Origin of the sequence: Vibrio sp. zbq_1 (assembly GCF_043102935.1) — a bacterium.
Taxonomy (GTDB): Bacteria; Pseudomonadota; Gammaproteobacteria; order Enterobacterales; family Vibrionaceae; genus Vibrio; species Vibrio parahaemolyticus.
Window position 1 is genome coordinate 915,746 of record NZ_JBICJH010000004.1, and the last position, 26,126, is coordinate 941,871.

21 protein-coding genes are annotated in these 26,126 nt (G+C 41.7%); 4 read left to right on the forward strand and 17 right to left on the reverse strand.

What is annotated here, in order from left to right; genetic code table 11:
- Nucleotides 1-55 precede the first annotated feature (55 nt).
- From ACF8CV_RS04430 to tagH, 17 genes are all read right to left on the reverse strand, one after another.
- Complete coding sequence (locus ACF8CV_RS04430; RefSeq protein WP_005375967.1) at nucleotides 56-535, reverse strand: type VI secretion system tube protein Hcp; 480 nt, start codon at nucleotides 533-535, stop codon at nucleotides 56-58.
- Between the two features lie 205 nt (nucleotides 536-740).
- Nucleotides 741-3,308 (reverse strand): type VI secretion system ATPase TssH, encoded by a 2,568-nt coding sequence (tssH, locus tag ACF8CV_RS04435; protein WP_025632525.1) that lies wholly within the window; start codon nucleotides 3,306-3,308, stop codon nucleotides 741-743.
- Nucleotides 3,309-3,318: 10 nt separating this feature from the next.
- On the reverse strand, nucleotides 3,319-4,284 hold the full coding sequence (gene tssG, locus ACF8CV_RS04440; protein WP_138937322.1) for a type VI secretion system baseplate subunit TssG: 966 nt from the start codon (nucleotides 4,282-4,284) through the stop codon (nucleotides 3,319-3,321).
- Nucleotides 4,281-6,104: a type VI secretion system baseplate subunit TssF gene (tssF, locus tag ACF8CV_RS04445; RefSeq protein ID WP_021450825.1), complete on the reverse strand. Its 1,824-nt coding sequence runs from the start codon at nucleotides 6,102-6,104 to the stop codon at nucleotides 4,281-4,283. Before tssF ends, tssG begins: the two co-directional genes overlap by 4 nt.
- Nucleotides 6,101-6,565 (reverse strand): type VI secretion system baseplate subunit TssE, encoded by a 465-nt coding sequence (tssE, locus tag ACF8CV_RS04450; RefSeq protein WP_015313304.1) that lies wholly within the window; start codon nucleotides 6,563-6,565, stop codon nucleotides 6,101-6,103. The genes tssF and tssE overlap by 4 nt, the downstream gene beginning before the upstream one ends.
- Before the next feature lie 8 nt (nucleotides 6,566-6,573).
- Entirely contained in the window at nucleotides 6,574-7,371 is a 798-nt protein-coding gene (locus tag ACF8CV_RS04455; protein WP_005499024.1) for a type VI secretion system accessory protein TagJ, read from the reverse strand.
- A 10-nt stretch (nucleotides 7,372-7,381) separates the two neighbouring features.
- The gene (gene tssC / locus ACF8CV_RS04460; RefSeq protein ID WP_208871095.1) at nucleotides 7,382-8,893 is read right to left on the reverse strand and encodes a type VI secretion system contractile sheath large subunit; all 1,512 of its coding nucleotides are present in this window, start codon (nucleotides 8,891-8,893) and stop codon (nucleotides 7,382-7,384) included.
- Between the two features lie 55 nt (nucleotides 8,894-8,948).
- Complete coding sequence (gene tssC / locus ACF8CV_RS04465; protein ID WP_005463811.1) at nucleotides 8,949-10,442, reverse strand: type VI secretion system contractile sheath large subunit; 1,494 nt, start codon at nucleotides 10,440-10,442, stop codon at nucleotides 8,949-8,951.
- Complete coding sequence (tssB, locus tag ACF8CV_RS04470) at nucleotides 10,442-10,972, reverse strand: type VI secretion system contractile sheath small subunit (RefSeq protein WP_005463809.1); 531 nt, start codon at nucleotides 10,970-10,972, stop codon at nucleotides 10,442-10,444. The genes tssC (ACF8CV_RS04465) and tssB overlap by 1 nt, the downstream gene beginning before the upstream one ends.
- Before the next feature lie 15 nt (nucleotides 10,973-10,987).
- Nucleotides 10,988-12,109, reverse strand: a complete 1,122-nt coding sequence (tssA, locus tag ACF8CV_RS04475) for a type VI secretion system protein TssA (protein WP_005480330.1) — start codon at nucleotides 12,107-12,109, stop codon at nucleotides 10,988-10,990.
- The gene (locus ACF8CV_RS04480; RefSeq protein WP_005463805.1) at nucleotides 12,106-12,894 is read right to left on the reverse strand and encodes a PP2C family serine/threonine-protein phosphatase; all 789 of its coding nucleotides are present in this window, start codon (nucleotides 12,892-12,894) and stop codon (nucleotides 12,106-12,108) included. Before ACF8CV_RS04480 ends, tssA begins: the two co-directional genes overlap by 4 nt.
- Before the next feature lie 10 nt (nucleotides 12,895-12,904).
- Entirely contained in the window at nucleotides 12,905-13,600 is a 696-nt protein-coding gene (gene tagF, locus ACF8CV_RS04485; RefSeq protein WP_138937324.1) for a type VI secretion system-associated protein TagF, read from the reverse strand.
- The gene (gene tssM, locus ACF8CV_RS04490) at nucleotides 13,582-17,100 is read right to left on the reverse strand and encodes a type VI secretion system membrane subunit TssM (protein ID WP_138937325.1); all 3,519 of its coding nucleotides are present in this window, start codon (nucleotides 17,098-17,100) and stop codon (nucleotides 13,582-13,584) included. The genes tagF and tssM overlap by 19 nt, the downstream gene beginning before the upstream one ends.
- A 15-nt stretch (nucleotides 17,101-17,115) precedes the next feature.
- Nucleotides 17,116-18,408, reverse strand: coding sequence for a type VI secretion system protein TssL, long form (tssL, locus tag ACF8CV_RS04495; RefSeq protein WP_025628598.1), 1,293 nt, complete (start codon nucleotides 18,406-18,408; stop codon nucleotides 17,116-17,118).
- Nucleotides 18,409-18,419: 11 nt separating this feature from the next.
- A complete protein-coding gene (gene tssK, locus ACF8CV_RS04500; RefSeq protein WP_005463797.1) occupies nucleotides 18,420-19,745 on the reverse strand; it encodes a type VI secretion system baseplate subunit TssK in 1,326 nt (441 codons plus the stop codon).
- Between the two features lie 21 nt (nucleotides 19,746-19,766).
- Entirely contained in the window at nucleotides 19,767-20,222 is a 456-nt protein-coding gene (tssJ, locus tag ACF8CV_RS04505) for a type VI secretion system lipoprotein TssJ (protein WP_005463795.1), read from the reverse strand.
- A gap of 9 nt (nucleotides 20,223-20,231) precedes the next feature.
- Nucleotides 20,232-21,428, reverse strand: a complete 1,197-nt coding sequence (tagH, locus tag ACF8CV_RS04510) for a type VI secretion system-associated FHA domain protein TagH (protein ID WP_138937326.1) — start codon at nucleotides 21,426-21,428, stop codon at nucleotides 20,232-20,234.
- Between the two features lie 322 nt (nucleotides 21,429-21,750).
- Between tagH and ACF8CV_RS04515 the strand changes: the two genes are divergently transcribed.
- The 4 genes from ACF8CV_RS04515 to ACF8CV_RS04530 all read left to right on the forward strand — a co-directional run bounded on the left by ACF8CV_RS04515 (nucleotide 21,751) and on the right by ACF8CV_RS04530 (nucleotide 26,104).
- Entirely contained in the window at nucleotides 21,751-23,892 is a 2,142-nt protein-coding gene (locus ACF8CV_RS04515) for a serine/threonine-protein kinase (protein WP_171055856.1), read from the forward strand.
- A gap of 111 nt (nucleotides 23,893-24,003) precedes the next feature.
- Entirely contained in the window at nucleotides 24,004-25,539 is a 1,536-nt protein-coding gene (locus tag ACF8CV_RS04520) for a response regulator (RefSeq protein WP_025625980.1), read from the forward strand.
- 2 nt (nucleotides 25,540-25,541) lie between these two features.
- Complete coding sequence (locus tag ACF8CV_RS04525; protein ID WP_020837948.1) at nucleotides 25,542-25,877, forward strand: hypothetical protein; 336 nt, start codon at nucleotides 25,542-25,544, stop codon at nucleotides 25,875-25,877.
- Between the two features lie 35 nt (nucleotides 25,878-25,912).
- Nucleotides 25,913-26,104 carry a hypothetical protein gene (locus ACF8CV_RS04530; protein ID WP_171055869.1) on the forward strand — a complete coding sequence of 64 codons (192 nt, stop codon included), beginning with the start codon at nucleotides 25,913-25,915 and terminating at the stop codon, nucleotides 26,102-26,104.
- The last annotated feature ends 22 nt before the right edge of the window (nucleotides 26,105-26,126 follow it).

Here is a 26,126-nt window from a genome sequence, read left to right on the forward strand (position 1 = left end):
GATACTTATATTTCCTTTTGAAATGGCGGAGGAGATAACCCCTCCGCACAATAAATTACATTTGTTGACCTTTAACACCGCTGTAACCGTAAACCAACGGAGCAGAAGTGTTGTTTTTGTCATCAGTAGGTGTCACTGTCATCATCATTTCAGTGTATGAAATTGTGATAGTTTCTACTGGGCGATCATCTTGAATCGATACTGAGTAGTTAGAAATCATCGCATCAGTCAGTTCGATTTTCATGATTTCTTCAACTTTTTCACCCTGCTTAGTGATGTGGAATACTGCAGGTTTACCTTTACCGATTGTTGCTTCCTTGAATAGATCAGGAGACGAACGATCTTGAAGTTTAGTGATAGTTAAATCATATAGGCGTGTTGCACTTGCTTCACGGTCCATTGCTGTACCCGTGTAAGAAGAAATTTCACGACCAACACTCCAATCTACAGATAGTAGTGTAATTAAATCCTTATATTGTTCCGCTGTCGCTTCACCTTTAATATCTGCGTATTTAAGATACGTATTAGACTGCATGCTAATCTCCTAGAGCATTATTAATTGACATATTTCGTATTAATTAAATTATCTGAATAATGATAATTAATGATTGATGTATCAAAAACTTCATTTTAAATACGCTCCTTTATATCTTTAAATCAGATTTAAATTAAGCGATATTTATAACTAATAATAGTTATTATGAAGCAACTCTCAATTATTATTTACAGAGTTAAACTTGTTAAATAAGTGAGACTTCTAGTTCTTTAATTGAACCTCTAACATTAATTTCATCGAACGTCTTACCATTAAGAATTGCATTCAATATTTCATGAGAAATTTTAGGAAGTAAATTATTTTCAATGGTGGTTTGAACTACACGAGCACCACTTCCTGACTCATTACTATTGTCTACAATGTCATTAATTAGTTGTTCATCAAAATACAACCCTGCCGAATAATGTTTTCGGATACGGTTAGATACTTTGTTGAGTTTTAACTTAGTTATTTCCGTTAGGACTTCTTTTCCGAGAGGCAAGTAAGGTAATACATTAACTCGCCCCAAAAATGCAGGTTTAAAATCTGTTAGCAAATCATCTCTAAGCGCTTCTTTTAGAGCTTCCGGTTCTGGCGCTAAGTCTGGATCTGCATAGAGAGACATTGTGGTTTCTGTGCCAGTATTCGCCGTCATGATAATGATGGTGTTTTTAAAATCGATATCTCGACCTTCACCATCTTTAATGGAGCCTTTATCAAACACTTGATAGAAAATATCTTGCACACCGGGGTGCGCTTTTTCCATTTCATCCAACAGAATCACACTGTAAGGTTTACGCCTTACGGCTTCCGTTAGAACGCCCCCCTCACCGTATCCGACATATCCAGGAGGAGAGCCTAACAACAATGAAACCTTATGCTCTTCTTTGAATTCCGACATATTGATCGTGGTTACGTTGTCTTCGCTCCCATAAACTTTCTCTGCGATAGCAAGAGCGGATTCCGTTTTTCCGACACCACTAGGGCCAGTTAATAAAAACACGCCATTAGGTTTAGTTTCATCCGTCAATTGGGCACTTGCTGTTTTGATCACTTCGGACATGATTTCTAGAGCATGATCTTGCCCCACCACTCGCTCGCACAAGCTATCTTTTAGGTTAAGAACCGCTTCAATTTCGTCATCTTGCAATTTTCCAAGTGGAATACCTGTCCAATCAGAAATTACCTCAGCAATCAAAGATTCATTCACATGAGAAAAGACTAAAGGTTGCGCGTTGAGCGCTAAGTTCGATTCGATTTCCTGTAATCGCTCTTTGTCACAGTCGGCATTCTCTTCTATCACCTTAGCTCTCAAGGACTTAGCTTCTTGAACCCACTGCTTTTCTTGTTCCCAAATTGCCTCTAATTCTATGACTTGATTAGATAACTCATCGATCTCATATCGAATATTATTAAGCTGTTCATCGTGACTTACGCCTAACAGAGCCTCTTTGGAAAGTTGTTGAAACTCCGCTTCTTTGATGTTTAGCTTTTTCTTTTTGCTATCCAACGCGCCCGGAGTGGCAGATTGGCTCAATGCAACACGCGAACATGCAGTATCTAATACCGATACTGCTTTATCTGGTAGTTGGCGTCCGTTGATGTAGCGAGCAGAAAGTTGTACCGCAGCATTCAGTGCTTGGCTTGTGATATAAACATCATGATGTTGCCCCATGATGTTAACCAAGCCTCTAAGCATATCTACCGCTAACTCAGGAGTCGGCTCGTCTACTTTCACAACCTGGAAGCGCCTCGTTAACGCGGCATCTTTCTCAAAATATTTTTTGTATTCAGCCCAAGTAGTTGCAGCGATGGTCCGTAACTCTCCTCGAGCCAACGCTGGTTTCAATATATTAGCAGCATCACCTTGTCCCGCTTGACCACCACCTCCGATTAGACCATGAGCTTCATCGATAAAAAGAATGATTGGCTGCGAAGATTCGTTAACTTCTCGAATGAGATTTTTAAGTCTGTTTTCAAACTCCCCTTTCATCCCCGCCCCCGCCTGAAGCAAAGCAAGATCGAGTGATTTGATGGCAACATCATGTAAAGCCGGAGGAACATCCCCATCCACTATTTTTTGCGCCAGCCCCTCAATTACCGCAGTTTTACCTACACCAGCCTCACCCGTTAAGATCGGATTGTTTTGGCGGCGACGCAATAAGATATCGATCATCAAGCGGATTTCATTGTCGCGACCGATAACAGGATCTATTTTTCCAGCTTTAGCTTGCTCAGTAAGATCCGTTGTGAACTGATTCAATGCAGAGTTCGAGCTGCTCGTCGCCTTAGAAGTATTGTTTCCACCATCGCCCACATGCTCTTTAATTACGACTAGGCGAGATGGTTCGACTTTGTCTAGCTCCGCGCTAATAGCATTCATCATATTCACTAGCGTGTCATCAGAAAGATATGCAAACAGTAAGTGGATACAGTTCACTTGTTCTTCATGAAACTCTATCGTTGCGCACATCAAAGCATTCTGCATCATGGTTACAGTATGAGCAGAAAGGCCTGGGACGGTTTGGCATCCAGTTTTGTATTTTTCAAGCTGAGCTTGCAGTTGTTCTTCGACTTTTCTTTCATCAATATCAAAAGCTTCAAACACTTCTGAATAAATACCGGATGGATGTTGAACTATCGCCAACAACCAGTGGGTCAACTCTATACTATGATGTGTACGCGAACTTGCCATTGCCGCCGCTTGCTCTAGCGTTTCCTTCGCTTGCGGAGACAATCTTTCGACCAACGCTGAAAGTGATAATGAAGCCATTATGTTTCCTTTAAACCGTAATTGTTATGTTGCGATCTTCCGTACGTTCATGTTTTTTCAGTACAGAGCCGACACCTAACTGACCTTGTTGCTTAGATATTTGAACTTGAGGCAATAGACTATGTTTAGTCGTAAGTTGCCACTTAACGTGCTTGTGTTTGCCAATGAAGTCACCTGCTACCCGTTTTATCGTTTTCAATGTATTGGTCTTGGGTAATAGATTTTTGACTTGCTTACTTTCCTTTGGGAGAAACTCAATTGTTGTACTTGCATTGATATTCCAGGCTTTTTTTCCTAGTGACGCACCAGCACCGAGTTGTGCAAACTGGCCTTCGGGCATACTTTTCGATGCCAAACAAGTTTGTTCAGATTTAGACAGTCGCATCCATTGACCTTGAAACTCGTGAATACGAATTTGGCAACCAGACAAACATTCCAAAATGCTCTTCAATGCACCTTTACTTCGTGTTGGAGATGCATACATGCCGCCATAATGCAGTGCTAGATCATTCCCATCGCCAGTCAATGACGACATGCAATCAGTTAATGGGGAGCGCTGATTTTTTGCATGCGCACGCGCTTGTATGGTTAACTGACTCAACTGCCAACTTCGATAATAGAGGGATAAAAGCCGGTGGTTAAAAATGTCATAGAAGTCCACCATCGCATGATCGCCTTCTTTCAGTCGATGCAATGCAAGCTCACTGTAATGCTGAGGCAGTACACCCTGCTCCCCCGTCAAGCCAATCAAATTTGTCTCAAGCGCTAATTTATCTTTACCTAATGGTTTAGTAGAAACGAGTTGCGCACTCTCAAAGCCTAAAGACGCATTGACCTTTAAGTTGAGTTTCTCGTTTTTTGGTAATGCATCTGTTCCAATTTGCGATTCAACTTTCAAAAGCTCTTGCTCAATAAGATGAATAGATTCAAACAAAGAACGTTGCTTTAGCTCGCGGTAGAAGTCCTCTGAGCTCATAACAACACCTTATCACCTGTCAGCGCAGGCCATACGTGAAAGGAGCTGCTGGTTGATTTCAACTTAATCTCTAACTGCGTAAACACGTTAATCTCCGCATATTGAGCAAAGTAAATAGATAACACGCTACCCAATAAAAAGATCTGCTCTTTTGGCAGTATCTGATCGGATACTGTTAGAATCAGCTTTACTCCATGTGCAAAACCAACTTTTCCTTTCTGACTAACCCTACCGGTTGTATGTTCAAACTCTAGCTTGACTAGAGCATCTATAACGGCTTTTGTTTCGGCAGTGCCTGCAAATGCATACAAGTTCAATGTTTGTTTTAACGTTGCTAGGCCGTCAGCTTCAGTAAAATGGTTCAATGTTAATAGCTTGGTAAGCTGCCATCGTGTGCTTTCATCCATCTCTGGTCTAAGCGTTTCGGAGAGAGACGTTAAGCACCTGATTGATTTAAAATTATCATCAACATTGGGTAACTGAACCTTTGGTAGCCCGCCACCAAATGGAATTTTTTGTGGCAAATTACGATTGCAACACTCAGCTTCCACATACATCAGCCAATTATCTCTGCTTTCAGGGCTGAACAACTGGTATTGCTTATCAACAAAAGAAACATAAGTCTCTCGACCAGGCTCATCGTAGCCACCGGCCCAGTTTTTATCCTCTCGTCTCATTAACCAATACACTTCACTCGCGCTCATGTAGTGCGTGTGCTCTCCTGAATGGTAGCAGGGTAAGTGCTCGTAAGTTTTGTTCCAGTTTCTCAAGGTAACATCAGAAATCGAGACAACTTCATTACTCTCTGCATCTTGGTACTGAGGAGATAATTGATACTCGTACTCAGTTGGAAGGAGACGTTTAGGTTCCATGGTTGATTTGAACAGATTTACAATGGGAACACAGCCAACCATGACACTTTCCTCGTCTACTTGCTTTGGTAGCCAGTCATCGCTTGTATCGAAGTAAAAGCAAATCTCGACCTGCCCTTGAATCTCTAACTTATCTAAGCCGAGCTCGATCAAGTCAAAGAACATGAATTTTTCTGGGAAATGAAGGTACTCGACCAATAAACGAGATCCCGAAAAACTTCTCTTACTGTAAGGGACGACTTGTTCCTCGTCCCCAAAACCAACCGATTGAAGATGCCTCTTAGTTAGAGGCATGATTTCTTTACCATCCAATACGATTGAAAGACCAATCAAACTTTGGAATAACATTTGATATAGCTTGAGTGTTAATTGCGTCTGTCCATTTAAGTACAAACGCAAACAATCGATACCCATGGAATTGATAGAGGACTCTGAATCATGAGCACTCAGCTGACACCTTAGTACAGAGTGCGCATTATGCTCCCACTTAGAGCCAGTAGGCTTGAAAGGCGCGTTCTCAAATGAACCAGAGATAATATCGAGTGGATACATTGTTGTCGGGTAACCGGTTCGAAACTGGCAATCTTGATATCCAGGGGCACTAACTTCGACTCTTTCACCCACAGGAATAGCAAATGAACTAGTGGTTGACTCTGAACAGTTCAATTTGATCACGGACATCGAAGGAATTGGCGCATGAAAGTCCGGATATAGCTGTCCCATCAGTGATTCCGTAAACTGTGGGTAACTGTTATCCAGACTTTGTCTTATCCGAGCGGTTAAAAAAGCACAACCTTCCAACAGACGTTCAACATGTGGGTCTTCAACTTGTTCTTCGCTGATACGTAACCTAGCCGCAATTTTAGGATATTGCTCGCCAAACTCTTGTCCTTTGTGTCGCAGATAGGCCAATTCACGATTGTAGTATTTTAGAAACTCTTCACTCATTTCGCTCGACTCAACTTCATTCCTAAGTTCACTGGCTCGACTTCCGAATTGAATTTCAACTCGTGGATGTCATTATCAATCAAACAAGTTGCGCTAATTTCTAACCGTAAGGTTCGATCTATCGCATTTTTTTCATCAGAAATTTGAACGTGCGGATTTCTTAACCGAGGTTCAAACTCCCGAATAGCTTCATAAACGATGTCACACAACTGACTTTGTCCATCTTGGCTGCTATAAGGCATTGAAGAAAAATCAGGTAACCCATAGTTCAGAATTGAGTATCTAACTTCTAAAAAGTCTTCGTGAATATTTTTCCAACCAATACGACTATTAAGCATCGACTCTAAGTCTCTTAACAAACCATTGAGCATGTGTTGCTGACTGACAGGAAAATCTTTTTCTTCTCTGGTAGTTGGGTCGCTATCAATCAACTTGTCTAGCAGTGAAACCGTTAAAGCCATAATTGCTCTTACGCCAACTCTTTTGTTACTTGTAGATTTTGTAAGTCAGAAATCGGCAGCGCCATTTCACCGACAAGCCAACACTTCAGGCCTAAACCTAAGTAAACTTCTTTGTCAGCTATTTGTTCCCAGTCCGTTTCACGACCTAGTTTCTGAGCATCACTTTCTGAATCCACGTAAGTCATCGGCATATGGCCTTCACCTTCACCTAAACCGTCAATGTCAAACTCAACGGGGCGCCAAACACTTTCTAGCAAAGAGGTAGCAGATTTGATTTCTAAAGTGTTGATGCTAGCAATAGGGACGAGGAAGTAATTGCCTGCGGTAGAAAACAGCTCAATGTAACCACCTAAACGATCATCAATATCCCGCACGTCTGAGAACGAAGTATCATTAGCTAAAAAGCCTTTTTCTTGTCTCAGTTCTTCGATTTGAAGAGCAAGTTCAGAAACTTGTTCATAATCTTGACTCACCATTGATAAGTTGAAGCTAACCAATGACTTAGTTAGTTCTTCGTTCTCACCCAATACCTTCGCGGTTGCCGCACCTTGAGCAAAATCCTTTCGCGCTTGAGCAGCTTTAACCAGATGTCTTAACTGACTAGCGCCTGGAAGATATTCAGGAAACAGTTTAATAGACTGCATCAGTTGCTCATCAGCTCGCTCAAAATCACCGTCAATACAAAGCAGTTCAATAAAAGAGCTTCTCAAACTGGCATCCTTGGGAGATGCCTTTATTGCTTCGATTAGTAGTTCTAAAGCTTGTTGCAACTGCCCTTCCGATAAGGCATTTTTCCACTGAGTCATCTTTCTTTCCTTACACCAAATGTTCTGGTGATAATTCCGTAATTAATTTGATACTTGAGACCATTTGGTCGAGCTGAAAATGAGGGCGTAAATGTATCACCGAGTAGAAGTGCCCTGGCGTATCGCGTTTCTCTCTAACTTTGATCTTCGCTTCGTTCAATGGGTACTTAGCTCTGAGTTCATCCGAAGCTTCGTCTGAAGCCGTTGTATATTGATGTAACCAAGTCTGAAACTCCCTCTCGAGCGATGCCGCGTCCTGATAGCCACCTATCTTGTCTCGCCCCATAACTTTGACGTAGTGTGCTATACGCGATACACACATCGTGTATTGGAGCATTGAGGTGAGTTTTGCATTAGTCGCAACATGCTTCTCTTCGTACAGTTTTGGCTTATACAACGAAACATTGGAAGTCATGCCGACCATGTCTGTTTCAGGAACTGGTGAAATCGGAATGAACCCACAATCAGACAGTTCTTGCTCTTTACGCTCAGAGACTTTTAGATTTAAAGGGCATCTATCTCTGTCATTTTTGCCATTAATGCGCGTTTTGTTTCTTGTAGGAGCAACAATAATGCCTTGACTATAATCCCCCTGCTTTATTCCTCGCATATGAGTAAACCAACCGTGCTCTTGGAATGCTCTTATCGAAACAGCAGCGAAACAGAAGGCTCCACTTCCCCACAATAAATCGTTATTTGAATCGTCAATATTCTCTTGAAATTCAAATTGATCGTTTCGAGAACCATCACTTTTGTAGGGTTGTCGAAAAAGCACGTTAGGAGCGGTTAAGCCAATAAACTTGGTATCATCGTTATCTCGCAACTGTCTCCATTTGACATAATCAATTTGTTCAAATTGTGCCGCAACGTCTCGAGTCGACGAAAGTTCGGCAAATTTGTTCACACCGAATATTTCAGGAGACGCAGACATTACAAATGGACTAAATGCCGCAGCAGCAGACTGAGATATCTTGCTTAGCACAGAGATATCTCTATCAAAATAATTTGTTCTCGGGTCATAACGTAATTGATAATCACCAACAACCACACCAAAGGGTTCTCCTCCGGCCATTCCATATTCATTTTGATAGAGCAATTTAAACAAGGCAGACTGATCGAACTCGATAGCCTTGAGCGCATCTTTACTTACTTCATTCCATGTTGCAGATAGAACTTTAATTTTTACGGAGTCAGACGATGGTTTATCAACTTGTTCACATAAATATCGAACGCCTACCCAACTGCACTCTAATTTCTGAAAATCTGGATGATGAATGATCTCATTGAGCTGCTTCTGTAATAGTGTGTCAATGGTATTAATCGTGCTCACAATGCTATGGCGAAAACTCGCAAAATCTTTAGATTGCGTGCCTTCCAACCAAATTCGTGCCGCAAGTATTGAATCTGAACATTCAACAAATTTAGTCAACCAATGACTGTCAAACTCAGCCAGGCCCATCGGTGTAAACTCGTGTGTGAGTTCCTCTGGGTCTAGAAAGTTCAATGCATCTATTTTCGTCATAACTACCATAAGCTTGGCTTAATGGCTGGTCGAAGTGACCAGCCATTAACTTTATTTAGCCACCCGACTGAGGAATTTTAGCAACGAGTCTTAAAGACGTGGTTAGCTCTTCCATTTGAAGCCATGGTTTGAGCCAAGCAACCGCGTTGTAAGAACCAGGAGAACCTGGAATCTCCTTAACTTGTACGCGAGCGTCGGCAAGAGGGTATTTCGCACGAATTTCTTGACCGCCACCTTCAGAAGCGTTCACATAGCCAAGAATCCAACGGTTCAACCAAGATTCAACGTCCTCTGCTTCCATAAAGCTACCGATCTTGTCTCGAGCCATTACTTTCAAATAATGTGCAAAACGAGAGGTTGCCATCATGTAAGGAAGTCTTGCTGAAATTGCCGCGTTTGCTGCCACTTCTGGAGATTCATGATTTGCTGGTTTTTGACAAGTTTGAGCACCAAAGAACACGGCATAGTTTGTATTTTTGTAGTGACACAACGGTAAGAAACCCAGTTTACCCAATTCCGCTTCACGGCGGTCTGTAATGCCAATTTCCGTTGGGCACTTCATATCTGGGTCACCATCATCACTCATGAAGAAGTGTGTTGGTAGGTTATCAACTCGCCCACCACCCTCTGCGCCACGAATAGCAGTACAGAAACCATACTTAGAAAATGCATCCGTCAGTTTGACGCCAAGCACGTACGATGAGTTCATCCAACAATAATCATTGTGATCAGCATTAACGGCGATACCCGACACAGGATCCACATCAAACTCTTCAAAGCCAAACGCTTCTACAGGAGAGGTAGCTTGGCCGTATGGCAAGCGAGCTAATACTTTAGGCATCGTTAAGCTTACAAAACGAGAATCTGCACTTTCACGGAAAGAGCGCCATTGCGCATATTCCAACGACTCAAAGACTTTATCTAAATCGCGCGGTTTAGATAGTTCTGTCCACTCATCAAAACCAAATAGCGCAGGAGAAGCAGCAGACAAGAATGGTGAGAAACCCGAAGCAGCAACATTCGACATTAAACGCAAAGACTCAATATCTTCTGGATGGTTTGTAAACTCGTAGTCACCAATTAAAGCACCATACGGTTCACCACCAGCGCTACCAAATTCAGATTCGTACACTTTTTTAAAGATTTGACTTTGATCGAATTCAACCGCTTTACTTAAGTCTTTATGAAGCTCTTTCTTCGTGATGCTAATCATGCGAATTTTCAGCGTAGAACTTGTCTCAGAATTCATGACTAAGTAATTCAGCCCACGCCATGAGCCTTCTAACTTTTGTAGCTCAGGATGGTGCATAACTTCAGAAAGCTGCTCTGAAATCTGTCTATCAAGCAAATTAATCGCTTCACGGAAAGTTACGGTTAGGTTTTTATTCCAAGAAACCGTCCCCTTCATCGCTTCTTCAGTCAGTGTCTTGATCAGCTCTTCTGCTCTCGATGCTTCTGTTTGTTTCGTCGCACCAATAGCCTGTTCAAGAAATGAAGTGGTTTGTTCACCCACCGTAGGATCGAGTTGTTTTTCAACTTGAGTCGTCATTATTCTGCTCCCTCAGTACTTTCTGATGGCGCTTTTTTGCCAAGATCTAGCTCACCAGCTAGTTTTGCCAAATTGTCTGTATTGTTGAGAACTTCTTCTAGGATGTTTTCAAGTTCTTCCGAACGGTCGACTTTAGTCATCAAGTCTCGCAGTTTGTTACGAGTTTCCATCAGCTGACGCAATGGTTCTACTTGATTGACAATCGCTGCTGGTTCAAAGTCTTGCATCGATTTAAAGCTCAGTTCAACCGCAAATTCAGAATCGTCATTTGCTAACTTGTTTGCGACTTTGAACTTAACCGATGGACTCATCTTTTTAAGTACATCATCGAAGTTATCACGATCGATTTGAATGAAACGGCGATCCTTTAATGGTTTCAATGCTTCGGTATTTTGGCCTGCAAAGTCGCCCATAACACCCACCACAAAAGGAAGCTCTTTTTTCAAAGTTGTTCCTTCGGTTTCAACATCGTAGGTAATGTGAACACGAGGCTTCCGTACTCGTGAAAGTTTCGAGTGGATACTCGTCATACCATTCTCCCTTTATTAATTTTCATTTTGTTCTGCTATGCCAACCAAACGGAAGTAGCTTCGTTTTGCGTCTCCGTCGGAGATTAGTTCCGCCAGTAATTCAGGCAGAGGCATTCCACACCAACGAATAATTTGTTCGATGGAGTAAGAAACTGGTGAGTGAGGCTCGCTTTCTCTAAAAAAGTCCGCCACATGTTGCAACTGTTGAATAGCTTGTTCTCGAGATTGCATGTTTGTAACTAATAACGCAGATGAGTTGTGAGTAACTGCTTGTTGACTTGCTTCTTCTAACTCTTCATCACCATTTTCGTCAGAAATGGAGACCTCAGCCTTATCCTTAAAACGATTACCCAACAAGTGCTTAAGTGCCGCGTGTATTGATTCAATTCTTTTTGAAATATATGAGCTAGGCGTTACATCCCCTACAGCGTCATCAAGTCGCTGACTGAACTCATTAAAAGCACCTGTAGCGAACTCGAGATCTGCAATCAGAGACTGGTAAAACTCATCAGAAGTTGATTTCACAGTGTCAGTGATACGCGACAATTCAATTGCGCCTTGATCTACTCGTGCTCTTCGCTTGTCTTCGTCCAAGCGCTCGAGTTCAATAGCTTGTTGGTATTCCCAATATGCATAAGCTTGCTCTACACCCATATCCGTCAATGGAATTGAGGCAAGAGGAAAGATCAGCGTTCCCTCACTATCAATACCATTAAGTCCGGTGATGGCAGAAATCCGCGTTTCTATGCCGTCTTCATCAGGCATTGGGTGCAGCTCATCCCAATATGACTCAACAAACGCGCTAGCAATTTTGTAGCCTACGCCCATGCCTCTAAAACCATAAAGCCGAGTTAATGCTTCTATTAGCCAGGCAACAAACTCAAAATCTTTTGATTGTGTAGCGAGAACTTCTGGTACTTCTTCAACAAAAACGCGCCATAAGTTGTTATGTGTATGAATACTCTCTTCTTCGATGATGGCGTTTCGCTCTGCGTTTCTTGCCACCATTCGCTGATCTTTAAGTCGATAATAAGCAGACTGAGGAGAGACATCCTCTCTTGGATCAATGCCAGTCGGATTGTCTTCCGAAATTGGTGCAAGGACTTGCTCATACCAATCAAACATCGTGTTACTCATACTCTCCCCCTCAAAAACACAGGAATAGTCGCATCATCTCGCCTAGCGGAGTCAAACTCACTAGGTTCTTGACGCACTTTAATGAGCGCACACGTCACGTTATCACTAGCGCCACGCACCAGAGCAGAGTGCATTAATGCCAAACCAGCTTGGTTAACTGAATCTGCACATAGAGTTTTATGCATTTCATCACAGCTTAGTTCCTTGGAAAGTCCATCACTGCACAACAAGAACTGGTCACCATCCGCAAGCTGTCCCGATACTTGGTCTATCGTCACCATCTCATCAACCCCAACAGCTCGGGTAATTACATTGGCTAATGGATGTGACTCTGCGTCTTCAAATGCCAACAAGCCTTGCTCAACTAACTCCATCACTTGGCTATGGTCACGAGTTTTTTGTACAAAAGTACCGTTTCTTAGTTGATAAATGCGGCTATCACCAACCCATAGGCAGTGGTAATAACCATCCTGAATAAACAACAGTACCAATGTTGTGCCCATTGTCTTTCCATCTAAGTTCATTTGAGCATATTGATAGATCTCAAAATTCGCTTGCTGCACTGCTGCGCGAATATCATCTATATTGGTGTTTGGCACATCTTGCATATGGCGTGCAATTCTGTCGACCAGCATTTGACTCGCGATATCGCCAGCGCTATGACCGCCCATGCCGTCAGCAACAACCCATATATGCTGTTCAGTCATATCCAGTAACGCATCCTCATTATAAGGACGAACTTTACCTGCATGAGTTTTGGCAAAAGTAAAATAATTCCAATTCATTCTTTGCTTCCTACCAACTCCACATTTGCCAACGACCATCTAACATTGCAGAGAATTGGCCAATAGATGGCAGTCCAGTGCTAACAAACATACATGGTTCAATATGAGTAGAGCCTTCTGTCCACCAGAAGCATGGTTTTCTCTGTTGACTCTCAATTAGATGATTTAACAACATGTTTTGCTTTGCTTCAGTTGAAAAGCTAAACACTGTAGAGATCGGGCTTTGGTACAAAAGCGCCATTTCTTCATTGCATATCGATACTTCAGAAACAAGCTCACACTTTTCCTGCATGCTTCGGTGCCATGCATCAAATACAAATTCATCGTCTAACACTGACAGCGCTAGAACCTGGCTATCTTCAGTCCAGCCACTTTGTGCCCAATACTGTGATGCTTTGCCTTTTACCGCTCGAACAACAGTAAAAAAGAAGTAGCGACCGCATGCATCTACACTTGGAATCATGCTGCCGATATACGTAGCATCGTCCATGTAACTCACATCCAGTGCAAAGTGCCAAACTGGTGCAGTTAAAAAATAATCATTCCAAGTATCACCCAGTTGCTCTTTACTCACTGCAATAACAGCTTGCTGCCAGTCGTGCCAACGGTTTGCAAATTCAGGAGAAATGCCGTCCTTAACAAAGTCACCTTTAGCCGGCATTTTTCCGATGTAGCCCCACACAGGCGTTACAAGGTTTGCGGACATCTGAACCTCTCCATCTCATTAGACCAAAATGGGTTGATTGCACTAGATGGAATCAACTCAAGCTGAACCTTGTTCCCCTTCAAATCGATCATGACAATGTTGTCGTTGCGGGACTCTGGTCGAGCCTTGAGTGATTGGTCCAATAGTTTGAAAATGCCCCATTCCCCTTCATAGGTATGAGCAATTTCTCGTTTTGATTCGGGCGGTGTAAACACAATACGCGTCTGATCTTGACCCGATGGCCAGCGAAGTTCCTTCGATCTCGCAGGACCGTGCTTATAAACCAAGTCTTGATCACCTAGCTCTAGCACAAATCGAGTAATGTGTTGATCTAGATATACGGGTTTCATACCAAACTCGACTCGTAGCGAGTTATCTGATTCAAAGAACGATTGTCTAATGCGTTTTGCCCTTTGAAAAACTGCAAGCGTCTCGGGCCTTACACCGATTTCTTTTTCTAGTCTCCAACGACTCTTAGACGTATCAACAAACGGCTCCAGATATTCTTGGAAGAACGAGTCCAACGTACCACCGTACCCGAAGAATCGTTGAAAGTCCTTTAGACGAACTTCCTTCGTTGCATTAGGTTCAAATGGGTATCTACCTGCTATAGTCCGCTGATAAGGACGCACTACATTAGTCACCCAAAGCTGATTTAGATGATCTTTAGAGCCGCTTTCTGCAAACTTAACCGATTCCTGTGACAACTCTCCCAACCATTGATTAAACGGTTTTGGTAAGAGATCTTTTGCTCTAGCAAAGGAGGCAGCAACATCCTGAGTCACCGTTCCATCCAATATGCTTTTGTAAGCAATTTTTTGATTGTTGCCAGAGCTAGACAAATCAGATAAGTACGAACGCAAATTCACCATCGCTTGCTGAATATCATCAAAGTCTTGTTCACTAAGTCGTAAGATTTCGGTGAAATGGGATTCAACTTCTTTACCTGGTAGAGCAACATTAAATCCATTCTCTTCAGGCAAATACATATCGAGTTTGTCTGCCGTATTAGAAAACTTCACTTTTGCAACCTTTCCTGCGACTTCCGTTGCTGCCTTTTGATTTTCCGATAACGTTACTTTCGATAACCCCACTTCCTTTTGTATTGCACGCAGAAGTGATTCAATTGGTCTTTCTACACCGGATAAAACTCTTGATTGCTCTGTTGCTAAAGCCAAACTCGGAGCTTGTTTAAGCTGAATATCCTCTATCAGAGTTTTCCACTCATTGACATAATCTTGATAATAGCGGGCTTGAACCCCCTGAATAGCACTATCATGATCAATTTCATGAGCTTTAAGATCATCCCCATACACCCAGTTTTCTTCCATCAAACCTTTGACGGTGCGATTAATCTGAATTTGGAAAATGCTGTGAAAACCGTTGTAGGTATAAAAACCGGAAATACCTTGCGATAGAGGTTTTCCACTTGCTCGCTCAAATTGTTCTAAACCTTTAGGTCCTAACACGTCTGTTAAACGGAAAGACGGAACGTGACTTTTAGCAAACTGCATCTTCATACGCTGATATGCACGCTCTGGAAGTGACATTTGCGTTAGAACTTCTCGTGCTGCACTAATAGCAGTCGCATCCATTGAGAAGCCTTTCTCGTCGTTCTCTAGTAAGTTTTTAGTATGCACTAGCAAACGCTCACGTAGCTCTTTGTTTAACTCTCCTGGATACTGACGTTCAAAGTAGAAGTTGAACCAAGCAATTACCTCTTCTTGTTGATACTTTTCCGGATTAAACAACATTAAATACGTCTTTAACGTCTCGTATAAGTATTCACGATGGTGCTTATTCGCTTCCATTTCCGAGACCAAACTCTCTGACAGCAGAGTAGCAAAGTGTTGAGAAAGAGCATCTGAATACGCGTTATTTGCTGCTTGAGAAACTTTGTCACCTTGATACAGACCAAACTTTTTCACTGCATCAGAATGACCATATTCACTATTTTTCCCTAGTGGCAACATCATGATCTTGTCTAACGTGTCTACAGCACTGATAACGTCCGATTCAAAATCAAGGCTCTCTGCACCTATCATCGCTTCAATATGATTTACTTGGCTATTGGTATCGACAATTAACTTTGAATTCCATTGATAACTCAGGAACCAAAGAGCAGAAGCACCAACAAGAACACCAACACAACCCATGTATATGCCCGTACGCATCCATCCAGATTGCTTTTGATAGTGACGGTTAACGGTACCTAGTAATTGCTCTTTAAAGATGACTCGCTCAAAAAGATTTTTAACAAAATAGCTATGCGAACTGTTAACGTTTGTCGCTAAAGGCAACCTCCCTAGTCCCAATCCATTAGTTGATTCACTCATCAGTCGATCAACAGGAATACCTTCTTGTACAGAGCTAAGCAAGAAAACACCGCGAATAAGGGCTGGCTCTTCAAACGTGTTCTGCGCAAATATCTCAGACAAAAACTCATCTAAGTTTGCTTGTAAAACTCGCAGCTGTTTTGGAAATTCGAATATTAGCGTGCGCTTTTCTAAGTCATCTTCAGTTTCTAATATACGTAACATGCGCGCATCGAGCCGCTCCAACATGCCGTGAAACTCTTTATTAAAGAGAGAAATGACACCACGTTCGTCATCAACTTCTCGTGGGAACATAAATCCAAAAAGTTCCTCACGCTCTTCTTTACTTAAATCAGCAAAAAATTCATTAAAGCCAGCAACCAGATCCATTTTCGTCAGCAGAACATAGATTGGGAATTGCATACCCAACTGATTTTTGAGTTCCTGAAGGCGAGATTTTATTGATCTGGCATGTAAGCTACGCTCTGTACGAGTTTGAGACATCATACTTGCTAGGCTGATTGTTACGATAGCGCCATTGATAGGCCTTTGAGTGCGGTATTTCTTAAGCAACCCTAAGAAACCGTGCCAAGCTTTAGAGTCAACCTTTTCTTGACTATCTTGCGTGGTGTAACGTCCTGCTGTATCAATAAGTACTGCTTTATTAGCAAACCACCAATCACAGTGACGTGTTCCACCTACACCAGCTATAGAGTCAGCCCCTAAGCTCTCAGCTAACGGAAATTCCAAGCCAGATTGCTTTAGAACCGTGGTTTTACCTGTTCCAGGAGGACCAATCAGAACGTACCAAGGTAAATCGTACAAACTACGCTTTCCTTTATGCGTTTTTGTCACAACTTTGATCGCTTGCTCTATACGATCGCGCATTACGTCAATTTCACTGGCGGCTTCTTTGTCTGACTGACTGTCTACTTCAAGCAACGTCTGAATACTTTCGTCTTCTCTAACTTTCTGTTTGTGCTGCTTTGTTAAGTTGATAAGCGCCCAAGCAAAAACAATCACTAAGATCGTAACTAAACGTTGGAAATCACTTTTAAGCGGCTCGTAACCTGCAACCGTGATCAGAGGACCCACAACCCAAATAAAAATGGAGCACGCGGCTACACCAACTAAACCAAGAAACCATCTTTGGGTAAATACTCTGCCTATTTCTTTAATACTCATTTCATTGCCCAACCATTAGTTGCCCACAATAAGATCGATTTCAATTCGACGATTCATTGCTCGGTTCTCTTCACTGTTATTTTCCACCAAAGGTCTCGCATCACCCAACCCTTCAGGAATCACTCTGCCTTTAAGTGCACTGTTGGCGATTAACTGTTCGGAAAGAGAAGTTGCGCGAGCTAAAGACAAGTGCCAATTGGATGGGTACTTGCTGGTAAATATCGGACGGTCATCGGTATGCCCGGTAATTATGATCTTCCCTTGTGTCGCTTCTAAGGTACGTGCAACTTTAGAAATAACTGGCTGTATGTAAGCCACAACGCTCGCACTACCAGATTCAAATAGGTCTTGAGCTTTAAGAGAAATGCGAACTCTATCTTGCAACGCTTCCACGGTGACAAGATCCTTGCCAATCTCCGTTGCCAAATACATAGATATTCTTTCAGCAATAGGTGCTGACTTTGACTCAACCATAGGATTACTAACAGCTGGGGTTGGTTGAATCAGGTTTACCAATTGAGCAAAAGTTTGGTTGGAAGCTTTGTTCAACTCGTAACTGAAGTACATAAAAATACAAACAAGCAGTGCGGAAGTTACCGAACAAACCACCCACAGAGGAGCACGTTCCGAAACCTGAGCACCTGCCAATATATGTTGTTCTACTTTGTTACTAAGCTCTTGCTGTACTCCGCGACCATGTGACTTAAGCACTGATACAACTTGTTTTCTCAATCGACGGTGAGCTTCAAGCCCATTTTTTTCTAAACGATACTGGCCTATAAAACCCAAAGATAAGCATACGTACATTAGCTCTAGTAAATCTAAGTGGGATTCCGGATGAGCCAGACAGCTGTCTAGATGCTTAAAAAAAGCCTCTCCACCTTGGCTGCTCGCGTAAAAAGAACTCAACAGAGAATCATGTGTCCAAAACGATTGACTCCCCCAATTGGTATTCAATACTGCTTCGTCTAAAGAACAACACAGACAATAACGTGCGGTATCAATGGTTTCCAAGTCAACATCATGTTGACGTAGACGATTCTCATAATCCCTAAGCTTTTGCGCAAGCGTTTCTTTAAGAAATAAAGGATCGGAATGAGTAGCTGTTGCTCTGATTTGTCCAATAATCGAAAGTAGACCATTAGCTTCTGCCAATAATGGATTATCTCCATAAGCAACAACTGAATCGTTGTTAACCAACTCAGGGCTTTTGGATATCACAACAGTACTGTCTGCTGATCTTTGAGGCTGAGCTTTAGATACAGCCGCTCTTCCGCCAGGAGTAGGTTTTACTATCGTCTGTTCCATACTTACCACTTTTATTGATTAATGCTCCAAAGCTCTATGTCCGGATTTGGGAAATGACCAGATAAATGCAGTGCAATACCACCGCTGTCTTTAAGTCGCATCCAGAATGGCCCCTTCTTAACGACCTCAAAATAAACATACCCCGTTTGATATGGAATCTGTCGTGGCACGACACTTAAAGGAGCTACGTTAATTCCATTAATCTGGTTGTTGATTAGATCTCTAATCTGCTCTGCCGGACCAAGCTTCAATTGCGCAGGGACTAAGCGTCTAATCTCATCCGTTGTTGTGTCCGCTTTAATCGCCAATACAAACTGACATGATTCCAATAATCGCTTATCTGGAAGTGGTGTCACTTGAATACCGTACTGGCGTACTTCTAGTGGCAACTTACTTGCAGTCTGATCAAGAACGACACTCAAGTACTGACTAAGGACTTGATTAAGTTCAGCAAACACACTTGCAACTTCAAGGTGATCGTAAGCTTTGAGATTAGGTAAGCGCTTGGTGGTGTGAGAAAACGTTGCCAACTCGCCTATATAGCCTTTAAAGGTTGTCGCAAGCTCTAAGGGATGTACTTTCTCCAGCTCACTAAAATGCTTCAATATGGCTTCATATCGATTCAACATTTGCAGCATTATGAAATCTACCGCAGATGCTGAAGCCGCTTTTCCTTTAACAAGTCGTTGAGCGATAACATCTGCGCGTATCTTGGTCATTGCCATTGCATTACGTAGATACCCCGTCATCACCTTGTCATTTAACAAGTTTAGAAGTGGCGGTACGTAAGAGTCATCAAGAATGACCTCTCCTTCCGTAGAAACTTCTTTAATCTTAAGGATTGGTAGCTCTATATAACCTGTTAACTGCTCATTGCTTGATTTCAGCTCGATATTTAATGAGGCCACTTGAATCGTTTCTTCATCTTGGCCCGTCAGGTTATCAATAACGTCTAGATCTTGAAGTAAATACCGAGAAACCGTTGTTTCACTTGGATCCGCGATCATTTTACTGCTGACTTTTGAGAGTGGAACGATCACCTTCACTAAGGTATTTTCCGTCCCTTTTTTTACCTTTAAAGGAGACAGAAAACTTGTTGTTGCTGAAAAGTCTATCAGCGTCATATCAGGAAGAATTGCTTGAAGATTATCAAGTTCAATCAAGCCTGTTTTTAAGGCATGTTCTTTTACACGGCAATTCCAAACGCCCCACGTATATGAGCCACCTAAACTGTGTAAGCCTTTATATTCATTAGATATTGCGCGTTCGTGCTGTTGAAAATGCTGGGGACGCAGAAACATCCCCTCGCACCAAGCCGTCTTGGAGTATTGCATCATTTATAATTAGCCAACTAAACGTTATTGTACGACCAAAGACAGATCTTCTAACGAGATTTGATAAGTGTTGTAACCCGTCTTATCTACTTTAATGACTTGTCGCCAATTTGAATTCTCAATATCGCGAAACGCGGCTACGATACCCAAATATTCTGTTTTAGGAGACATACTAGCTTGGTAGATTTCTTTTTGGCCTGGTGTCAAAGATATTTCATATTTATTCACCAAGTCTGGACCGAGTACTTTTTCATGCTCCTCATAAATAGAGAAAAAATCTTGACTCTCAAACAGTGTATTTGATGTAAGTTCAAATACATATACAACAACTGGTGATGGTCTTCCATTCGAGTCAGGGTTGATATTATGATTTGCCGTTATTTCTAAATCCGCATATGGGTCGACCACTAAATTAGCGGCGGAGCATCCCATTAATACTAAAAATATAAACAGCAAAAATGATTTATAAATTTGTTTCACAATCCCACCTTAACCTTTATTCTTGAGCGCTAATTCGTAGTGCTTAGCAAAATCTTCTAAATAAAATGGAGACTCTTTATTGACAAGTTCATTTGTTAATTGGCTATGAATACCTTCAAAGCGCTTCCAACTCTGAGCATATTTTCTTGCTGGAATAACCTTGTTAATTACATTGTCTTTAGCCAATGCATCTGAATAAATAGTATTAGGTTCAACGAGAGACATGACACTCGATACCGTACCCGCTACTCCTTGCATTAAAGCCTGCTCATGATTTTCAATATCGCTAAATGCTTCTTTTATTGCGGCATTAGGCTTTAAAAAACTTGACGTTTGACGGTTATACAAATTGTGTATTGCATCTTCCAAATTTGCTGAAAACTTAAGTGGATTATTTTCAGACTTTCTAAATGCAGTATGGTTGACGCGATTGGTTTGTTTAAATACAGCCCGATTGTGAAGAGTCTCCATTAGCCCAATAAGCATGAGAGAAAACGACTGACCTAATTGTTCAAACCACTGCTCTCGATTTTGGCTTGGTACCATATTGGGGTCGATCCCCATGCCATAAATGAAGGCTTCCAGTTCACCTCGATGCACTGTAGGTTTTTGACTTTTAGCGTTGGTATCAGGCTGCATTGATGCAACTTTAGGTTGTGGCACTTCAGTTTCGTGACTCGGAATTTCTAGAAAATCATCTACTAGACCAATGTCTAACTGAAAATCTGATGGGACACTTTCATCCATCAACTCGGCAGCGCTTAAACCAAAATCTTCCATCTCTGGAATCGATTCTACGTGCTGTTCGAATCCAACTGGCGTCTTAACCTCTGGGTTAGATGTAAATTGATGCTCTGTCCTATCTTCAGAGATATCACTAATACTAATTTGTATTTGATAATCGCCTAAAGCAACAGTGTCACCATGGGACAAAGCAAGCTCATTCCCTTGGCCGATTGGAGTAACTGCATTATTAACAAATGTGCCATTTGTTGATAAATCTTTAATTAGATATTTATCGCCAAATTTAATCAATTCGCCGTGAGTCCCAGAAATAACTCTCTCAGGGTCTGGTAACGTCCAGTCACATTGTTCTGAGCGTCCGAAGGTTACCTTTGCATGCTCATCACTTGATTCAAACACAAACTCACTCTCTATTTCTGGAGTAAATTTGTGGAAACTCGTTATGGTCAATACCAATTTCATGAAAAACCTCGCCAAAGACCTGCTAAATATTTATATATCGATTTTTATAATTAGATTTGAAGCTTTAATTATTAACATTAAGATTAATAGAGTTCTTATAGCTGTTATAAAAACTATTGACGGCATAATGAATCATTTTTTTATCAAAGCAATCATGAATTGTTGAACAATTTTAAATATCCAACCAGGTTCAAATTTTTGACACTTAAACTTTCACCCGTCAAAAAACCGATGTTAGTTTGGCCGAGAAAATCTAACCGAAGTATTTTTCATTTAGCAGGAATATATATATTAACCCCATCATTTATATGGAGTCCTTGTGATGGAAGAAAAAAATAAAGACAAATCTATAAATAGCAGCGATAGCGGAGATAAAACAAAAATTGTAAAGACTCAAAAAAGAGAAAACGCAATTGAATCCGCTAAAAACGTTAATAAACAAGACTCCGCTGAAAATATAAATGAAACGGATACAAAACTGTCTCAAAAAGAAAACACAATACCACCTATCTACAAAAGTAATAATAAGAACACAAAAAACAAAAGTGTTATTAACTCAAATTTAATTGGGCAAACAGTAAAAAACCGTTACGAAATTGAGTCTATTTTAGGTCATGGTGGACTCTGTGATGTTTATTTAGCAAAAGACAAAATTCTTGAGTCTTCTGGCTCGGAATCCCCTTATGTTGCTCTAAAAGTTTTACAGAAAGAATTTGCGTCTCAGCCAGAGACAGCAAGAATGTTGATTCGAGAAGCGCAACAAACACAAAGACTTAGTCATCCAAACGTAATCCGGGTCTTTGATTTCGGAGTCGACGGTGATATCTACTTTTTAGTGATGGAATATATTGACGGCGAAACGTTGGAAAGTTTAATCCAACGATCTCGTCCAAATGGTTTGAAGTACCATGCAATGCTTTCTATCCTCAACCAAATCCTCGACGCACTATCCTATGCTCATTCGCTCGGCGTTGTACACGCCGACTTAAAACCAGCCAACGTAATTTTGACCTCCGAAGGCCATGTAAAGCTTTTGGATTTTGGTGTGTCGAAAACTCACCAGATCAAACAGGATCAGTATGCAGCAAAACGTAAAACAGAAGATCTAGAAACGCTGGGCTACACGCCTAACTACGCCTCACTCAACCTGCTCTCAGGAAAAGAACCAAACATAAGCGATGATATGTTCGCCTTATGTTGTATTACGTATGAATTGTTGAGTTGTAAGCATCCATATTCAAGAACACCAGTTAATGAAGCACTAAAGAAAAATATTAAGGTCTCTAAACCAGCAAATATGCCAATAGCGAAGTGGCCGATTTTCTCGAAGATTTTTTCAACTGGTACAATTCCCGCTGATTTTAATGCAAAGACAGTTAAGCGTCGTTTGAACAAGCAATATTGGCCCTTGGCCACTGGTGTCGCAGCCAGCTTGTTGTTTATGGCAGGTCTTGGATTAGTCTACAACCAACAGCAAGTTACCATTTCCGGTCTAGAAGCAAAGCTCAGTCAACAAAACGAAGTTATCCAAAATGCAGAGCTTCTATTAAGTACTTCGCCGGAGCATAGCCGCTCTTTAATCGATGGTGACGCTTCCCTTCACCCTCTAATTAAAGCTGGGTTGCTCCGTCTACATAAGCCCTATTTACTCGGTCAATTTGAATCAGAAATAGACGATGTACTCAATTCCGATGCGACTAGCTATCCGAATTACGATGAGATTGAGGCTATTTTACAAAAGGCCAAGGGCTACTACCCGGACTCACATAAAATCGAAGTTCTTGCATTAGACATTCAATCAAGTAAGCACTCTACTCTACTTTCTATTGCTCGTCAGATTAACAGTCATTTGGAGAAATCACGTTACGATAAGGAAGAAGATACCAAGTCTATCTATGAGCTGAAAGAAGAGCTAAACCAGATCCATCAGGACTACCCTTTCGTACCGAGCTCACTTTCTAGTGACGTGTTTGGTAAACACTTAAGTGACGCGTTGAAAGATCGTGATGCAGCGGCATTAGTAACATTGATAAAGGTTGGCAACACGTTCTTCACCAATAGCGATGAACATAAAACTAACTTAGAGATAAGCAATGCGATGAAAGATGCGGTGCTCGAAATGAAGCTCTATGAAACGGCGATAGATTCGAGCAATCCGTTACCTTTCCCTATCGATGCCGCTCGTATCTTGTATCAAGACGAGTTTGATGGCCTGTACTATCGCCTAAAGCAAGCAAGAACCACTGTACATTTGGATAAGTTAGTTAAAGACGTCGATAAATTCTCTGAAAACTTCCCTGTTGGATTCCAAGATATCAATGACCTACGCTTCCAAACAGCGGACAAGTATCTACAATTCTCCGACATTCTGTTGAATAAAAGAAAGACCACCAGCGCTAGACGAGCAATGAAGAAAGCGAACGATTTGATGAAACAAATTGAGCAAGATTCCAAGCAAAGTTAACGAATTTTGTCTCATTTAAGGGGCTTCTAAGCCCCTTTCCTCAAAAACGCCTTGCCTTTATGCACTCAGATGACTAGCTTATTAGTGTAGCTGTAGTAAGGAAGATAGACTTTGGCCGAGGGAAGAGTCGCCGTTGGTGATATCAATATCCTGGTCGTTGATGACTGTTCTACATCATCACTGCTAGTGAAACACCAACTCATTGCATTAGGCGCAAAAGCTTCTAACATCACTTGCGTGACTAACACGCAAGCGGCCTTGCTCGCCGCAAAAACTCGCTTTTATTCCTTCTTAGTAATTGATTACCATCTTGCAGAAAAATATACCGGTTTGGATCTCGTTCACCTCCTGAGCAGAGCACAACTGATTTCAGACACAACCGCTGTGCTTATGATTTCTAGCGATGCCACAAAAGAGACGGTTCTCACAGCACTTTCTAGCTCTGGGCGGGTTCGTCACCTGCTAACAAAACCCCTTCAAACAAAAGCACTTTACACGAAAATGCTCCAAGCACTGCAAGAACAACAGCACATTGCCGCTGTAACAACAAGACTGCTGGCTTCACAACCTCTCTTACTATCTGATGTCATCTTGCTTCACAAGACCCACGCGTCCAGTATTTGTGTTGAATCTCTGATTATCGATACTTTAGTTGAAAGACGTGACTACACACTACTTGAGGATTATTTACCTCTCTGCAGTCAGAAAGAGCATGCAAGTAAAGTATGTGCGACCGCGTTTTTGTTACATCATCAAGGCCACATATCTGAAGCAGTCAAAGTTCTGGCTGATTATGTAACTCGGAATCCGCTCTGCTTGGCTGCCATTGACAGTTTGATCGGTCTTTATGAAAGCTTGGGGCAACAACGACATGCGCTCTGTTTGGCAAAAAGAGCTTTTTCGCTCACGCCAAGTAATGGTTCTCGTTTTCTCTCAGCATCCCGAATTACTGCCAAGTTGGGCCTGTTTGAAGATCTCTATGAGCTAGGCCGTACCTATGCAGCCCATTTATCACAAACCGATGCCCAATGGCTTAATGTCCTTTCTTCTTACGTTGATTTAGTCAGCGACCATTTTAAAACGCTTACTCATATTCATACCAAGAGGAAAGTGCTTGTTCAACTGAATGAACTCTGTTTACTCACGCAAAAGCAGTTGGGTAAAGAGCAGCAAGTCAATCTATTAGCTTTTAAGCAGCTCATGCAGTGCAAGCTACTTCTCGTCGAGTCTCGCGCGGCAGAAGCGCACCTAAAATTGCTAGAGTCATTAAGTTACTTTTACGATATTCCAACACAAATGCCGATAGCATTATTGAAACAAGCCCTTCCGCTATTAGCATTTTTTGGTGAGTTTTCTATCAGACGCAGCTTGCTCGGAGTCATCAATCAATCGTGTTCATCAGTCCGACTTCAAGAGTGCAATATCGTACCACACGAATACGACTATCCATTTTCAGTAGAGACAAAACTGAACACTCTAGCAGCGCCGGACCAACAACACCATTCTAATTCGGAGTCGGTGGTTAACTTCCTAAAACAAAGGGCATTACCACCAAATTGGTCACGATGGTTAAGCGATTATCTCTCTGGTTCTTTTTCTAGCCAGATACCCGAACCGTTTAGCTATCACGTAACCGACAGGGAGTGAAAATGATCAACTTCGAATTGCTCAATCAATACATGGACAATGACGTAGACATTATCATTGCTGTCTTTTCAACGTACTTGGAGGATTACTCTGATGCGACAGAACAACTAAATGAAATGTTCGTACAACAAAATTGGCCAGAGCTGTATCTGATGGCACACAGCTTGAAAGGTATTCTAGAAGGCTTTGGAGAAGATATCGCAGTTGTTGCGCTGGAGAAGATAGAAACAAGTACAAGAAACAATACTGCACCAGAATGCGAAGATATAACTATAGTTAATAACGAGCTGGTGACAATTAAAAAGCAGATTTTCGCTTACTTAGAAAACTTAAAATAAAACACCTTAAGGCTTAGAACGGGGAAATTATGAACATGGACAACAACCATTTCAAGGAGTTGATTGAGTCGCTCAAGGACTTAACTCCTACTCAAAAGCGATATTTGATCAGCAGAACCAAGATGTCCTTAGACGACGAGAGCGGGATTCTAAATCCGCAAGACTTGTTGACCAGAGAAGAACTAGAAGCGCTTCTGTCATCGGCTTCCACCACCGATAACAAATAAAGAAAGCTAATTCGTCATGGAC

Bases quoted from the DNA above. Each gene is read 5' to 3' on its own strand.
- tagH (WP_138937326.1), bottom strand. From the start codon at position 21,428: ATGAAATTGGTATTGACCATAACGAGTTTCCACAAATTTACTCCAGAA.
- tssG (WP_138937322.1), bottom strand. From the start codon at position 4,284: ATGAGCTCAGAGGACTTCTACCGCGAGCTAAAGCAACGTTCTTTGTTT.
- tssA (WP_005480330.1), bottom strand. From the start codon at position 12,109: ATGAGTAACACGATGTTTGATTGGTATGAGCAAGTCCTTGCACCAATT.
- ACF8CV_RS04455 (WP_005499024.1), bottom strand. From the start codon at position 7,371: ATGACTCAGTGGAAAAATGCCTTATCGGAAGGGCAGTTGCAACAAGCT.
- tssM (WP_138937325.1), bottom strand. From the start codon at position 17,100: ATGAGTATTAAAGAAATAGGCAGAGTATTTACCCAAAGATGGTTTCTT.
- ACF8CV_RS04530 (WP_171055869.1), top strand. From the start codon at position 25,913: ATGGACAACAACCATTTCAAGGAGTTGATTGAGTCGCTCAAGGACTTA.
- ACF8CV_RS04525 (WP_020837948.1), top strand. From the start codon at position 25,542: ATGATCAACTTCGAATTGCTCAATCAATACATGGACAATGACGTAGAC.
- tssB (WP_005463809.1), bottom strand. From the start codon at position 10,972: ATGACGAGTATCCACTCGAAACTTTCACGAGTACGGAAGCCTCGTGTT.
- ACF8CV_RS04480 (WP_005463805.1), bottom strand. From the start codon at position 12,894: ATGAATTGGAATTATTTTACTTTTGCCAAAACTCATGCAGGTAAAGTT.
- tssH (WP_025632525.1), bottom strand. From the start codon at position 3,308: ATGGCTTCATTATCACTTTCAGCGTTGGTCGAAAGATTGTCTCCGCAA.
- ACF8CV_RS04515 (WP_171055856.1), top strand. From the start codon at position 21,751: ATGGAAGAAAAAAATAAAGACAAATCTATAAATAGCAGCGATAGCGGA.
- tagF (WP_138937324.1), bottom strand. From the start codon at position 13,600: ATGTCCGCAAACCTTGTAACGCCTGTGTGGGGCTACATCGGAAAAATG.
- ACF8CV_RS04430 (WP_005375967.1), bottom strand. From the start codon at position 535: ATGCAGTCTAATACGTATCTTAAATACGCAGATATTAAAGGTGAAGCG.
- tssC (WP_208871095.1), bottom strand. From the start codon at position 8,893: ATGACGAAAATAGATGCATTGAACTTTCTAGACCCAGAGGAACTCACA.
- tssL (WP_025628598.1), bottom strand. From the start codon at position 18,408: ATGGAACAGACGATAGTAAAACCTACTCCTGGCGGAAGAGCGGCTGTA.
- tssE (WP_015313304.1), bottom strand. From the start codon at position 6,565: ATGGCTTTAACGGTTTCACTGCTAGACAAGTTGATTGATAGCGACCCA.
- tssK (WP_005463797.1), bottom strand. From the start codon at position 19,745: ATGATGCAATACTCCAAGACGGCTTGGTGCGAGGGGATGTTTCTGCGT.
- tssF (WP_021450825.1), bottom strand. From the start codon at position 6,104: ATGAGTGAAGAGTTTCTAAAATACTACAATCGTGAATTGGCCTATCTG.
- tssC (WP_005463811.1), bottom strand. From the start codon at position 10,442: ATGACGACTCAAGTTGAAAAACAACTCGATCCTACGGTGGGTGAACAA.